This is a genomic window from Brevundimonas sp., assembly GCF_016463295.1.
Classification (GTDB): Bacteria; Pseudomonadota; Alphaproteobacteria; order Caulobacterales; family Caulobacteraceae; genus Brevundimonas.
On the sequence record NZ_JAEMRO010000011.1, the window covers coordinates 39699 to 50762 of the forward strand.

The following is an 11064-nucleotide window of genomic DNA, read 5'->3' on the forward strand; positions in this document are numbered from 1 at the left end:
GGGCTATGTGCAACATTCAAAAGTCACCGTCATCATTCGCATAGCCAAAGGGCTTGGAAAGGCGTTACGCCGACCCTGGCGCGTCTGGCTGTGGACTTTGGCACTGGGGGTTCTTCTCTTATTAACGCGCAAACTAGCGCCCGACGGCAAGTCGCTCGAATACATCGGCGCTGCACTGCAGATTGTCGGACTAGGCATGGTGCTTCGGCAGCTATTCCAGACTGCTGCAGAGTTTTCTGTAAAGCCGTTCAAGGGGGTACTGGACTGGTTTGATGAAATCTATCGGCTGTTCCGACCGCGCTCACATTCGATAGTAGCAGAAGCAGGTGCTTTTATTGTTTCTGGTGGGGACGTGCTTGCGGGCACGGCAAGTAGTTACGATCCGAAGGATGTGAACTCTCGCCTCGATCACATCGAGCGCGTCATCGAGGCCCATAAGGCGGAAGAAACTGCGCGCCGTGCTGAGATATGGAAGGGTATCGAAGGCCTGCAGGCCGAGATGAAGGCGCTCATCGCCGAGCAGCAGGCGAAGGCTGAAGCCATTGCTCACACTGTGCGGACCCAATCTGTTGGTAGCCTTGATACGTCGATTATCGGCGTATTCTTGACGATTGTGGGAACAGCTCTTTCGTCGATCTAGGAACCTGATCGGGTGAAAGCTGTTTCAGACCCGGAGCCAGCCGGTGCGCGGGGTGGCCTGGCAATATGCGCCCCGCCGTTCCTCCCCATGATGATCCTTAGCCCCTCGGTGCCTCGCGCATCGGGGGGCTTTGTCGTTTCAGCTGTCCGTTTTCCAGTCGTCGGTGCCGATCCGCTTCATGAAGCTTTTCTCGGGCGGTTTCCCGCTGCGGTCCGCGCCTGGTGCCAGGCCGTCCTGTGTCACGCCGCTGTCAGGATAGGACCATCCCGCCAGTATGGTCGCCCCGCTTAGATCAGCCCAGCATGCTCGCAAGGTGGCCGTCGCCGCCATCAGGGGAATGTGCTGCGGCGAGGCGTGATTCAGGTTCGAGTGGATGCGCTGGATGCGGCGGTAGCAATCGGCGATCACAGCCAGATCCTCCGCTGAGACCGCATTCGCGGTGGCCATGCCCTTGTGCGTTGTCATTTGCCGCTCCGGTATTTCCGCTCCCACTCCAGCCGATGCTCATGCTCCGACATGACGCGGAAGCGGCCCAGGCCCATGGCGATGATCCCGGTTAGGATGCGCGCGTTCTCAGCAGGGCTGACGGGCAGCGCGTTCGATCCGGGGTGGTGTGGGCCGTAGGGTTCATCGTTCATCGTCTCTTTCCTCCCATTCCGTCTCACGTCCGAGGCGGGATCGGCGCGCTGCAACGCGCCGATCTGCGGGCACGACCCCGCACGACTGGACCGATCGGCCAACCGGCTGGTCGCCGCCCCGCTCTCGCGAGAGGGGTCGTTCATAACCGTGCGACAGGCTTACCCGCAATGAAAAGTTCTACTTTTGTTCCGGTTTCCAACCGGACTGCCGCCGCGCTCCGTTGCCGGGCGTGTGCGAAGCTCCTGGCGCTAGCCAGTGAGACGTTCCGTGGCCCCCTCGACATAAAATGCGGGCGGTGTAAGACGGACAACAGGTTCACCGAGCGCCCGCGAGCGCCTTCCCATCCGGAGGGCGCATGTCAGAACGCAAAGCCTCGGCTCCCGCCTATCTGATCGATCAGCTGGCCCTGTTCGGTGCCGCGCCCGTCATTGGCTTTGGCTCGCCTGAGTTCCAGGTGCGCGAGATCCATCGCGATCGGGCCAATGCGATCATCCGGCGGCACCACTACAGCCACAAGATCGTCAACAACGCCTATGTCCACCTCGGTGTCTTCATCGATGGCGACTGCTACGGGGTGCTCCAGTTCGGTTACGCCATGAACCCGGCCTCGGCCGGCAGCGTCGTCGAGGCGACCGGCAATGACGAATATCTTGAGCTGAACCGGATGTGGCTAGACGACTTCGCGCCTCGCAACAGCGAGAGCAGGGCCGTCAGCTACGCCATCCGATACATTCGCCGCGCCTGGCCCAAGGTGCGGTGGATTCAGTCGTTCGCCGATGAGCGCTGCGGTCTGAACGGGACCGTCTATCAGGCCTGCAACTTCGACTTCGCCGGCGGGCATGTCTCGACGTTCTGGGAACTGGACGGCGAGATGTTCCACAACATCGCAGCGACAACGACCGGCGAGAAGGGCGGGCCCAGGTCGCGCTGGCTGAGAGACAACCTGCATCGCGCCACGCGGCACGACCTGCGCCAGTTCCGGTACCTGTTTTTCCTCAAGCCGCGATTTCGGAAAGGTCTGCGCCTGACCCTTCAACCCTACCCCAAGGCGATCCGTCCAGGGGACGCCCCCGCGACCAGCGGGTGCGAGCCGAGTTCGACCCTCGGGGATCGCTCCAATCACTCAGATGGTTTTGCGCCCGCCCGCTAACCCATTGAAACGTCTAGGCCCCGGAATGAGCAGTTTTTGAGCCAAGGGCTTGGAAAGCTGCAACAAAGTCCAGCTTCCCAAGCTTTTCGTGCGGGTTCGATTCCCGCCGCCCGCTCCAGCTATCGCCGCCGTAGGGTCAGGGGTATAACGACGGCCACCAGATTGGCCAGACCGATCGCTCCCCATAGCACCGCCGAGCTGACGTCGGCTTCGTAAAGGTAGACCCCGACCACGCCCGCGAAGACGAGGGTCAGTCCGAGGGCGGCACCCAGGACCGCGGCGCGGCCCCGGGATTTGTTGTGACACGTCGATCCGCTCACAGCCGCTCGGCCGCGACGCCGCGGTCCTCCAGGATTTCCTGCACGCTGTCGTCACCGGCCAGATGGGCGGCGCCGACAGCGATGAAGACGGTGCCCGACCCGGCCAGCAGGGTCTGAATCTGGTTGGCCCAGTCCTGATTGCGGCGAACCAGCAAGGCTTCATAGACCTGAGGTGTCTCGGTCTGCATCTCATCGACCATGACGCGCTCAAGCCCGGCAACATCGCCCGTCGACCAGGAGGTGACCATGCCGTCCAGCATGGTGGCCGCCTGATCGTAGTCTTCCAGTGTCGAACGCAGGAAGCCCAGCTGCACGTCCTCGGGCATGTCGGCCAGGATGCGGATCTGCTGGTCCAGGGTCTCGAACCCCTTCACCGGCTTGCCGGCGGTCTTGGCGCGGGCCAGCAGGATGCTTTCGACGCCCGACTGCGGATCGTAGCCGGCCTTGGTCAGGGGCGCGAGCGACAGCTGCAGCGCGGCCAGCCAGGGGCGGAAAGCATCGAGTTGAGCTCCCGACGCACCGATGGTCTTGGCCGCCTCGTCGAACTTGGCGAACTCTTCGGCCGTCAGGCGGCTGGACAGGGGATTGGCCGGATCCAGTCCGTGCTGCTGGATGATGGGGATCAGAGCCGCCTGATCGTCGGGGTTGGAGATTTCCAGATAGATTTCATCCGCGCTGTCGAAGGCAGCATCGACCCGGGCCGTGCCCCAGGCCGTGGTGGGACGCAGGACGTGGACCGTGCCGAACAGATAGATGGTCGAGTCCGCATCGCGGATGACCCACAGTGCGGGGCCTTGCCCCTGAGCCTGGGGGACGGCGCGTAGGGCCATCGCAGCGGCGGGCGCTTCGGCGACGGGCACCGGCGCGGCTTGGGCCAGGGCCTGGGCAGGCGCACCGACGATCGCGGCGACCAGGCCGAGACCGAGGGCGGCCCCGAGGGCCAGACGGCTGACGGCGGTGGTCGTGGACTTCAGGCGGGAGACGAAGGTCATGGTCGATGTCCTTTGGGAGAGGGGGTTGAAAGCGGAGGGTGTCAGGTCAGGCCGCGACGCAGGGCCGCGATCATGGAGGCGAAGAAGTACAGGGCCATCAGAATGCCCATCAGGCCCCAGGCGCTGACGGTGCCGACGAGGCCCAAGCGCTCGGCGGCGGCATAGACGAACAGGGCCATCTGCCCCGCCCAGAAGGCGATGGCACCGGTCTCCATCATCACCCGCCGAAGCATCTCGTCGGCGCGCCGCCACAGCATCACGTTGGCGATGGTCTGTACGGCGGCCAGGGCGACGACGGCGACGAAGACCATGTCTGCGTCGATCCAGCGGGTGGCGAAGATCGGCAGGATGAACAGCACCCCGGCCAGGCCCATGACCGCGATCTGCAGCAGGCCACAGCCCTTGGGAACACTGGCCGGACGACGCGCCATGGTGATCGCGCCGATGATGCCTGTGGCGATCAGGGTCACAGCCATCAGCAGGGCCAGGGCATCGGGCCAGGGCAGTTCGCGGGTCCGGGTGACGTATGAGGCGGCATAACCGACCGCGCCGCCAGAACCGGCCAGCAGGATGATGACGGCGATCTTGCGAAGAAGCGAAGGCTTGTGTTCGACGACAACTGTCATGATCAGTCCTCCAGGAAGATGGCTTCGATGGCCTGGTCGAAGACCCGGGCGATCTTGAAGGCGAGGGGCAGGGACGGGTCGTAGCGACCGGTTTCCAGGGCGTTGACGGTCTGGCGCGAGACGCCCAGCCGCTCGGCCAGTTCGGCCTGGGACCAGTTGCGCTCGGCGCGCAGCACCTTGAGGCGATTATTCATGCTGTCCCCCTACCGATGCCGTAGCCACCACGCCGCCCAGGCGATCAGATAGCCGGCCAGCATGAGGCCCAGCGTCAGGGCCGATCCCGACAGCAGCATACCGTCCGGTCCGTCGCCATAAGGCGGTATGTTGAGGGTGATCAAATCCCATCCGGACAAGACGAACAGGGCGACCACGACGGCAATGCCCGCCGATCCGCCCCAGTACCAGGCCCATTTGTGGGCCTCGCGTACGGCTTCGTCCGCATCCCGCCACCAGCGGATACTGATCAGCAGTCCCAGCAAGACGCCGATACCGAGCACCGATGCCTGAAGCGCCTTGGTTCCACTGCCGCCCAAGGTTTCGATCAGGCCTGAGATAAATCCGACAGCCAGGCCGATGACGAGGGTCAAGCCAACGATGGTCAGCAGACCAAAGCGGCGACGGCGTTTCGGTGGGCTGGCATTCATGACAACTGTCCCTGTCGTTTAGACAAAGGTGTTTTACATCACGCCGTGATGCTGTCAAGCGGCCTTGTCATACCATTTCAGATCAATGTGCGGGTGCCTTCGGGCGCGATCAGCTCCGGGCGGCTCAGGCTGCGCGGCGACTGATCGACGACGCCCAGCTCGGGCAGGGCCTTGCCTTCGTGATCGACCTGCAGGTCCTCGAACCGCTTGGCTTGAACCATCACCTGCGTCTCCAGCGAACCGACGAACTGGTTGTATTTCGCCACGGCCCGACTTAGCGCGTTGCCTACATCGGCCGCATGCGCCCCCATGACTGACAGGCGCTTGTAAAGTTCCTTGCCCAGTTTCGCGACCTCGTCGGCATTGCGCGACTGCTCCTCGGCGCGCCAGCCGTAGGCGACCGCCTTGCACAGGGCGAACAGGGTGGTCGGCGTCACGATGACGACCCGCGACGCCATGGCCTGGGTCATCAGTTCAGGCTCATGATCCAAGGCGGCGGCCAGGAAGGCGTCGCCGGGCACGAACATGACGACGAAATCCGGGCTGGGCTTGAACTGGTCCTGATAGGCCTTGGACGACAGCTGGCGCACATGGGTCTTCATGCTGGTGGCGGTGCGCAGGGAGGCCGCACGGGCCTGGGCCTCCTCGTCGCCGTCCGAGGCGTCGCCGAAGGCCAGCGACACCTTGGCGTCGATCACGAACATGCCGCCGCCGGGCAGGCGCACGATGAAGTCGGGCCGCGACTGGCGACCTTCCTCATTGGCCTCGGACGTCTGTTCCTGAAAGTCGAACCGCCCGGCCATGCCGGCGGCCTCCAGCACATTGCGGCAGGTCTGCTCGCCCCAGCGCCCGCGCCGGCCGGTATTGCCCTTCAGGGCCTCGGTCAGGCGCCGCGCCTCGTCGCGCGTGGCGGTCGAGGCCGTCATAAGCAGGGCCAGTTGTTCCTTCAGCCCGCCGGTCTCTTCAGCCCGGACCTTTTCCAGGGCGGTGACGTGTTCCTGGAACCTGGCCAGGGTCTCGCTGACGGGCTTCAGTTGAGCCTCCATCCGCTCGCGGGCCAGCAGGTCCTGCTGGCGGAATGTCTCGGTCGCCCGACTGACCATGTGGTCCGCCACAACCTGGGCCGATTGCGCTGCCTGGGCCTTCAGCAGGTCGGCCATGGTGATGCGGCTGTCCTCGACCAGGGCGATGCGATCCTCTGCGCTGGTCAGTTGCGCCCTTGTCTTCTGCCAGCCGGTGAAGGCCCAGAGGAAGGCCGCGCCAAGGGCGACGCAGACTACGGCGAGGATCAGGACGGACATGTTCATGCTCCGTTCCTAGACCGGTTCGCGCTGGCCGAAAAGCGGGGAGAGCCCGATATGAAAACGCCGCCGTGGAGCGATCCCCACGGCGGCGTGAAACTGAGGGGTCGTGTGGCCTAGAACAGGTAGCCCCGCGGATTGTCGATCGGGCGATTGTCCATCAATTTGATGAGGCCGAGCACCAGACGCGCACCATACCATACGGCCAGGGCGAGAAAGCCGAGCCATAGAATCAGAGCGCCGATAAGGATGATCAGCAGCAGCGTTCCGATGATCGTGATCGCGATGCTGGCGACAATGGCCCAGATGTTGGTCCAGACGATGTAATCGAAATGACTTCCGTAAACCGTGCCGCGCACTTCGTTCTGCTTCACCAACGCAATCACCAGTGCGATGATGGAGGTTACACCTGCGGTCACAAAGCCCGCCAGCGACAGCACATAGAGGATGATTGTCAGCGTCCTGTTGCTGTCTGAAGAAGCCGGTGCGGGGCCGGGGTCATAGGTCATCTCTGCGGGTCCTTCTGGAAGAGCAGCGACATTTCACCACAGGCGAGCCCCGAACGCCAGCGGTGACGCTTTACGCCTTGGGGTCAGGCCGGTCGCCGCTGCCTCAGCGCCTGGATGATGGTGCCGTCGTCCAGCCAGTCCAGCTCGCCGCCGACCGGTACACCGCGCGCCAGCGAACTGATCTCTACGCCCGACCCGTTCAGCCGCTCGGCGATGTAGTGCGCCGTGGTCTGGCCATCGACGGTGGCGGGCAGGGCCAGCACGACCTCCCTGGCCTCGCCCCCGCGCACCCGCCCCACCAGCTCTGCGACCCTCAGCGCATCGGGCCCAACCCCGTCCAGCGCCGAAAGCAAGCCGCCCAGCACATGATACTTGCCGCGAAACGCACCGGACCGCTCCATGGCCCACAGGGCACCGGCCTCCTCGACCACACAGATCAGGGCGTTGTCGCGCGCCGGGTCCGAGCAAATCGAGCAGGGTTCGCGCGTGTCGGGCGCGCCGCACACGCTGCACGACGTCACCTTCTCCGCCGTCTCGGCCAGGGATGCCGCCAACGGCACCAGCAGTTGCTCCCGCTTCTTCAGCAGGGCCAGGGCCGCCCGACGAGCCGAACGTGGACCCATGCCGGGCAGTTTCGCCAGCAGCGAAATCAGCCGCTCGATCTCGGGTCCTGCGGAAGCCGCCAAGTCAGAACAGCTTGGGCATGCCGGGGATATTCATCCCGGCCATGGGCCCGGCGGCCTCGCGCATCAGGGCGCTGTTGACCTCGTCCAGCTTGCGCTTGGCATCGGCATGGGCCGCCACGATCAGATCGGCCAGGATTTCACCTTCGCCAGGTACCAGCAGGCTGTCGTCGATGACCACGCGCGTGATCTCGCCGGGACCCTTCAGGGCGATGGTGACGAGACCTCCGCCGGAGGTGCCCTCTGCACTGGTTTCAGCCATTTTCGCCTGGGCGTCCTGCAGCTTCTGCTGCATCGCCTGGGCCTGTTTCATGAGTGCATTGAGATCTGCCATGCGCGATAGATAGGATGGGATCGCGCGAACGGACAGCCCCCTCGTTTCAGTCCAGTCGGCTTTCCCTCAATCCGCCGCCGAACGGTACTGGGCCGGCGTCATCACAAACTCGGCCTCGGGCAGGATGGTCGCCAGGCGGCGCTGGTAGTCCGAGATGTAGGCGTTGACGTCGTCAGCCGACTCAACACGAACCGGCGCACCCTCGGCGGCGACCAGCACGATATGCCGGGTCAGCCTGTCCGCAACTTTCAGCATAGAGCCGTATTTTTCCATGCCCATGGCGTCAGAGATGTCTGGCCGGTTCTCGATCTCGATCTCGGTCACATAGCGGATCCACAGCTCATTCGTCGGTGTGACCGCGACGCTGTCGGACTGCAGTTTCCAGAGGCCTTCGCGCGTTCGCTGAATCGTCACGCACTGATGCCCGCGCACGTCGCCGGTCCGGAGCGGACGAAAGAATGAGGTGCTGTCATAGGGTGTGTCCGGCCCACACTGGCTGGCTTGGGTGAAGACCGTATACTCGTGGCTGGCCTCGGTTCTGGGCTTGCGAGGATCGCGCCCCCTGGCCTGGACGTAGATGTTCATGCGGCCAACGTCCTCGGCCTGATCCGGCGCGGGGATGGCGGCCCGGATCATCTCCACGTCGAGAGGCGGGACGGCCCTGGATCATCTCGCCGGGATATGACGTAGCGTTCGGCCGCTCCAGAGCGGCAGCGGGAAGGGCGAAGGCGCTGACGGCCACGGCGAGCGCAAGCCGGCGGAACAGATGTGAGCACTTCATAAGTTGCTTCTCGAACAGGCCGGCGCGGCATGACAAGGCCGCGGCACCGATCCGTCGGATTTCGTCAGGGCTGACGTCAGACCTCCTCGTCGCCCTCATCCGGAATGACCGGCAGTTCGACCGGGGCCGCGATGGTCTTCACCTCGCCGATGACGGCGCCCGGAAAGGCGGCCATGACGGCGGTGACGAAGGGGTCGGCCTCGATCTCGGCGCGTTCCTGACTGCGCCTGCGGCGGTCGATCTCGATCATCGTCTCGCCGCCGCCCTGGCCGTTGGCGGCGATCAGCCAGGTCCGGCCGGTCCAGTCCCTCAGGCGTGATGAGAGCTTGCGGGCCAGATCGACAGGGGCGCCCGGCGCGCTCTCATAGGTGATGGCTCCGGGCTTGAAGGCGACGGGCTTCACATAGCGCTGCACATCCATCTGCAGGCCGACCTCGCGCTTCTCGCCAATCAGGGCGACGACCTGTTCGAAGGTCTGCGGGTCAGGAAAGGCAGGGGCCGCGACAGGTCGCGCCGCCAGTTGCGCAGAGGCACCACCACCGCCGCCGCCGCCGCCTCTGGGTGCTTGTCCGCCCGGCATCGGCTCGCCGTCGCCCAGGGCCTTCAGCGCCTCTTCCGGTCCAGGCAGGTCGGCGGCATAGGCTAAACGGACGATGGCCATTTCGACGGCGTCGGCGGGGCTGGGCGCGCGCCGCACCTCGTCCAGCGCCTTCAGCAGCATCTGCCAGACGCGCGCCAGCGTGCCCGCCGACAGCACGGCCCCCAGCGCGGTCAGGGCCTGGGCCTGATCGTTGGGCAGGCGCGTCGCCTGTGGCCCCAGCATCTTGGCGACCGAGGCCGCGTGGCAGTGTTCCAGCAGGTCGTTGGTCACCTGGACGGGGTCCGCGCCATAGCCATAGAGGGTGCGGAACAACTCCAGCGCCTCGGGCGTGCGGCCAGCCATGATGGCCTCGAACAGGGCGATGGTCTGGGTCCGGTCGGCCAGGCCCAGCATGTCGCGCACGGTGGTGGTCTGGACCGTCTCGCCGCGCTCGCCCTGCACGAGGGCCTGATCCAGCAACGACAGGCCGTCGCGAACGGAGCCTTCGGCGGCGCGGGCGATCAGGGCCAGGGCGTCCTGCTCGATCCGCATGCCTTCGCGCTCTGCGATCCGGGCCAGATGTTCAACCAGGATTTCAGGCTCGACGCGGCGCAGGTCGAAGCGCTGGCAGCGGCTCAGGATCGTCACCGGAACCTTGCGGATCTCGGTGGTGGCGAAGATGAATTTGGCGTGGGGCGGCGGCTCTTCCAGCGTCTTCAGCAGGGCGTTGAACGCCTGGTTCGACAGCATGTGCACTTCGTCGAGGACGTAGACCTTGTAGCGGGCCTCGACCGGCGCGTAACGGACGCTCTCCAGGATATCCCGGATGTCGTTGACGCCCGTGTGGCTGGCGGCGTCCATTTCCATGACGTCCATGTGCTGGCCCGCCATGATGGCCGCGTCGTGCCGTCCGTGCGCGGTGAGGGCCAGCGACGGCCGATCAATGACGTCGGTCTCGTTGTTCAGGGCGCGGGCCAGCAAACGGGCCGTTGTCGTCTTGCCGACACCCCGCACGCCGGTCAGCATGAAGGCATGGGCGATCCGGCCGGTGGCAAAGGCGTTGGTCAGGGTCCGGACCATGGCCTCCTGGCCGATCAGGTCCTCGAACGTCCGCGGCCGGTATTTGCGGGCCAGGACGGTATAGGCCTCGCCGTCATCGACGTGGGCCGCCGGGCCATTGTCCTGCACGGGCTGCGCCACCGGCTCAGCCACCACGGGAATGGCGGCCGCCTCCGCCTCGCGCATGCCGGCCGGCTCGGGCGAGCCGAACATGTCGTGCGTATTGGGATCGCGCTCCTCGACGTCGGGCGCGTCTTCGTCCCATGGGGGACCATCCAGATTCGGGTCGGCGTCGCTCATGGCGACAGTCTTATCGTGGTCGAGGGGACCTGCGCACCCCCTCACCGCATCGCCGGCGAAATCAGTCCGTCATGTCGCGGATCTGGCCACCGTTGTCCTTGATCTTCTGGATGACCTGCTTGTGCAGCCAGACATTCATCGTGGCCGTGTCGGAAGTGTCGCCGGTATAGCCCAGCTCGCCCGCCAGTTCCTTGCGCTCGGCCAGGGAGCTGTCCATGCCGGTCAGCTTCATCAGATCGACGATGGAGATGCGCCAGTTCAGCTTCTGGTCCCGCTGCTCGTTCATGAAGTCCAGGATGCCGTCGACATCGACGGGTTGAGGCTGCGGGGCCGTGGCAGCGGCGTTGGAGACAGGTGCTGCGGCGGCGGCCGGCGCGGGAGCTGTAGGTGCAGGCGCTGCGGGTGCCTGTGCCTCGGGCTTGCGCTTGAAGATGCTGCCCATGATCTTGCCGAGAATGCTCATCTGATCGCTCCCTTGAGGTGAAGCTGGAGAAGCGGCTGAGCCG

16 protein-coding genes are annotated in these 11064 nt (G+C 65.1%); 2 read left to right on the plus strand and 14 right to left on the minus strand.

The window, feature by feature from the left end; genetic code table 11:
• The first annotated feature begins 7 nt into the window (after positions 1 to 7).
• Positions 8 to 640, plus strand: coding sequence for a hypothetical protein (locus tag JHC81_RS04980; protein WP_292171469.1), 633 nt, complete (start codon positions 8 to 10; stop codon positions 638 to 640).
• A 138-nt stretch (positions 641 to 778) separates the two neighbouring features.
• On the opposite strand, the gene JHC81_RS04985 is transcribed toward JHC81_RS04980, so the two are convergent.
• Together JHC81_RS04985 and JHC81_RS04990 are read right to left on the minus strand one after the other, a co-directional pair.
• Positions 779 to 1105: a hypothetical protein gene (locus JHC81_RS04985; protein ID WP_292171471.1), complete on the minus strand. Its 327-nt coding sequence runs from the start codon at positions 1103 to 1105 to the stop codon at positions 779 to 781.
• Positions 1102 to 1278, minus strand: a complete 177-nt coding sequence (locus JHC81_RS04990; protein ID WP_292171474.1) for a hypothetical protein — start codon at positions 1276 to 1278, stop codon at positions 1102 to 1104. The genes JHC81_RS04985 and JHC81_RS04990 overlap by 4 nt, the downstream gene beginning before the upstream one ends.
• 356 nt (positions 1279 to 1634) lie before the next feature.
• Here JHC81_RS04990 and JHC81_RS04995 point away from each other — a divergent pair, with 356 nt between their 5' ends.
• Complete coding sequence (locus tag JHC81_RS04995; protein ID WP_292171477.1) at positions 1635 to 2429, plus strand: hypothetical protein; 795 nt, start codon at positions 1635 to 1637, stop codon at positions 2427 to 2429.
• A 119-nt stretch (positions 2430 to 2548) separates the two neighbouring features.
• Here the strand turns inward: JHC81_RS04995 and JHC81_RS05000 are convergent, their stop codons facing one another.
• The 12 genes from JHC81_RS05000 to JHC81_RS05055 form a co-directional block, all read right to left on the minus strand.
• The gene (locus JHC81_RS05000) at positions 2549 to 2749 is read right to left on the minus strand and encodes a hypothetical protein (protein WP_292171480.1); all 201 of its coding nucleotides are present in this window, start codon (positions 2747 to 2749) and stop codon (positions 2549 to 2551) included.
• Positions 2746 to 3741 carry a TraB/GumN family protein gene (locus JHC81_RS05005; protein WP_292171482.1) on the minus strand — a complete coding sequence of 332 codons (996 nt, stop codon included), beginning with the start codon at positions 3739 to 3741 and terminating at the stop codon, positions 2746 to 2748. The genes JHC81_RS05000 and JHC81_RS05005 overlap by 4 nt, the downstream gene beginning before the upstream one ends.
• Before the next feature lie 41 nt (positions 3742 to 3782).
• Positions 3783 to 4367 carry a hypothetical protein gene (locus tag JHC81_RS05010; RefSeq protein WP_292171486.1) on the minus strand — a complete coding sequence of 195 codons (585 nt, stop codon included), beginning with the start codon at positions 4365 to 4367 and terminating at the stop codon, positions 3783 to 3785.
• A 2-nt stretch (positions 4368 to 4369) separates the two neighbouring features.
• Positions 4370 to 4561 (minus strand): helix-turn-helix transcriptional regulator, encoded by a 192-nt coding sequence (locus tag JHC81_RS05015; RefSeq protein WP_292171488.1) that lies wholly within the window; start codon positions 4559 to 4561, stop codon positions 4370 to 4372.
• Between the two features lie 9 nt (positions 4562 to 4570).
• Positions 4571 to 5011 carry a hypothetical protein gene (locus tag JHC81_RS05020; protein ID WP_292171491.1) on the minus strand — a complete coding sequence of 147 codons (441 nt, stop codon included), beginning with the start codon at positions 5009 to 5011 and terminating at the stop codon, positions 4571 to 4573.
• Between the two features lie 77 nt (positions 5012 to 5088).
• Entirely contained in the window at positions 5089 to 6318 is a 1230-nt protein-coding gene (locus tag JHC81_RS05025; RefSeq protein ID WP_292171493.1) for a DNA recombination protein RmuC, read from the minus strand.
• 110 nt (positions 6319 to 6428) lie between these two features.
• Entirely contained in the window at positions 6429 to 6821 is a 393-nt protein-coding gene (locus JHC81_RS05030) for a hypothetical protein (protein WP_292171495.1), read from the minus strand.
• A gap of 83 nt (positions 6822 to 6904) precedes the next feature.
• Positions 6905 to 7507, minus strand: coding sequence for a recombination mediator RecR (gene recR, locus JHC81_RS05035; protein ID WP_292171498.1), 603 nt, complete (start codon positions 7505 to 7507; stop codon positions 6905 to 6907).
• 1 nt (position 7508) lies between these two features.
• On the minus strand, positions 7509 to 7838 hold the full coding sequence (locus JHC81_RS05040; protein WP_292171501.1) for a YbaB/EbfC family nucleoid-associated protein: 330 nt from the start codon (positions 7836 to 7838) through the stop codon (positions 7509 to 7511).
• Between the two features lie 66 nt (positions 7839 to 7904).
• Positions 7905 to 8474, minus strand: a complete 570-nt coding sequence (locus JHC81_RS05045) for a hypothetical protein (RefSeq protein ID WP_292171503.1) — start codon at positions 8472 to 8474, stop codon at positions 7905 to 7907.
• 221 nt (positions 8475 to 8695) lie between these two features.
• The gene (locus tag JHC81_RS05050) at positions 8696 to 10558 is read right to left on the minus strand and encodes a DNA polymerase III subunit gamma/tau (protein ID WP_292171505.1); all 1863 of its coding nucleotides are present in this window, start codon (positions 10556 to 10558) and stop codon (positions 8696 to 8698) included.
• A gap of 61 nt (positions 10559 to 10619) precedes the next feature.
• Complete coding sequence (locus JHC81_RS05055) at positions 10620 to 11021, minus strand: DUF3597 domain-containing protein (RefSeq protein ID WP_292171508.1); 402 nt, start codon at positions 11019 to 11021, stop codon at positions 10620 to 10622.
• Positions 11022 to 11064: the final 43 nt, after the last annotated feature.

Excerpts from the sequence above, each read along its gene's own strand:
- JHC81_RS05010 (WP_292171486.1), bottom strand. The coding sequence starts at position 4,367 with ATGACAGTTGTCGTCGAACACAAGCCTTCGCTTCTTCGCAAGATCGCC.
- JHC81_RS05015 (WP_292171488.1), bottom strand. The coding sequence starts at position 4,561 with ATGAATAATCGCCTCAAGGTGCTGCGCGCCGAGCGCAACTGGTCCCAG.
- JHC81_RS05005 (WP_292171482.1), bottom strand. The coding sequence starts at position 3,741 with ATGACCTTCGTCTCCCGCCTGAAGTCCACGACCACCGCCGTCAGCCGT.
- JHC81_RS04995 (WP_292171477.1), top strand. The coding sequence starts at position 1,635 with ATGTCAGAACGCAAAGCCTCGGCTCCCGCCTATCTGATCGATCAGCTG.
- JHC81_RS05020 (WP_292171491.1), bottom strand. The coding sequence starts at position 5,011 with ATGAATGCCAGCCCACCGAAACGCCGTCGCCGCTTTGGTCTGCTGACC.
- JHC81_RS05050 (WP_292171505.1), bottom strand. The coding sequence starts at position 10,558 with ATGAGCGACGCCGACCCGAATCTGGATGGTCCCCCATGGGACGAAGAC.
- JHC81_RS04990 (WP_292171474.1), bottom strand. The coding sequence starts at position 1,278 with ATGAACGATGAACCCTACGGCCCACACCACCCCGGATCGAACGCGCTG.
- JHC81_RS05030 (WP_292171495.1), bottom strand. The coding sequence starts at position 6,821 with ATGACCTATGACCCCGGCCCCGCACCGGCTTCTTCAGACAGCAACAGG.
- JHC81_RS04985 (WP_292171471.1), bottom strand. The coding sequence starts at position 1,105 with ATGACAACGCACAAGGGCATGGCCACCGCGAATGCGGTCTCAGCGGAG.
- JHC81_RS05045 (WP_292171503.1), bottom strand. The coding sequence starts at position 8,474 with ATGATCCGGGCCGCCATCCCCGCGCCGGATCAGGCCGAGGACGTTGGC.
- JHC81_RS05055 (WP_292171508.1), bottom strand. The coding sequence starts at position 11,021 with ATGAGCATTCTCGGCAAGATCATGGGCAGCATCTTCAAGCGCAAGCCC.
- JHC81_RS05025 (WP_292171493.1), bottom strand. The coding sequence starts at position 6,318 with ATGAACATGTCCGTCCTGATCCTCGCCGTAGTCTGCGTCGCCCTTGGC.
- JHC81_RS05040 (WP_292171501.1), bottom strand. The coding sequence starts at position 7,838 with ATGGCAGATCTCAATGCACTCATGAAACAGGCCCAGGCGATGCAGCAG.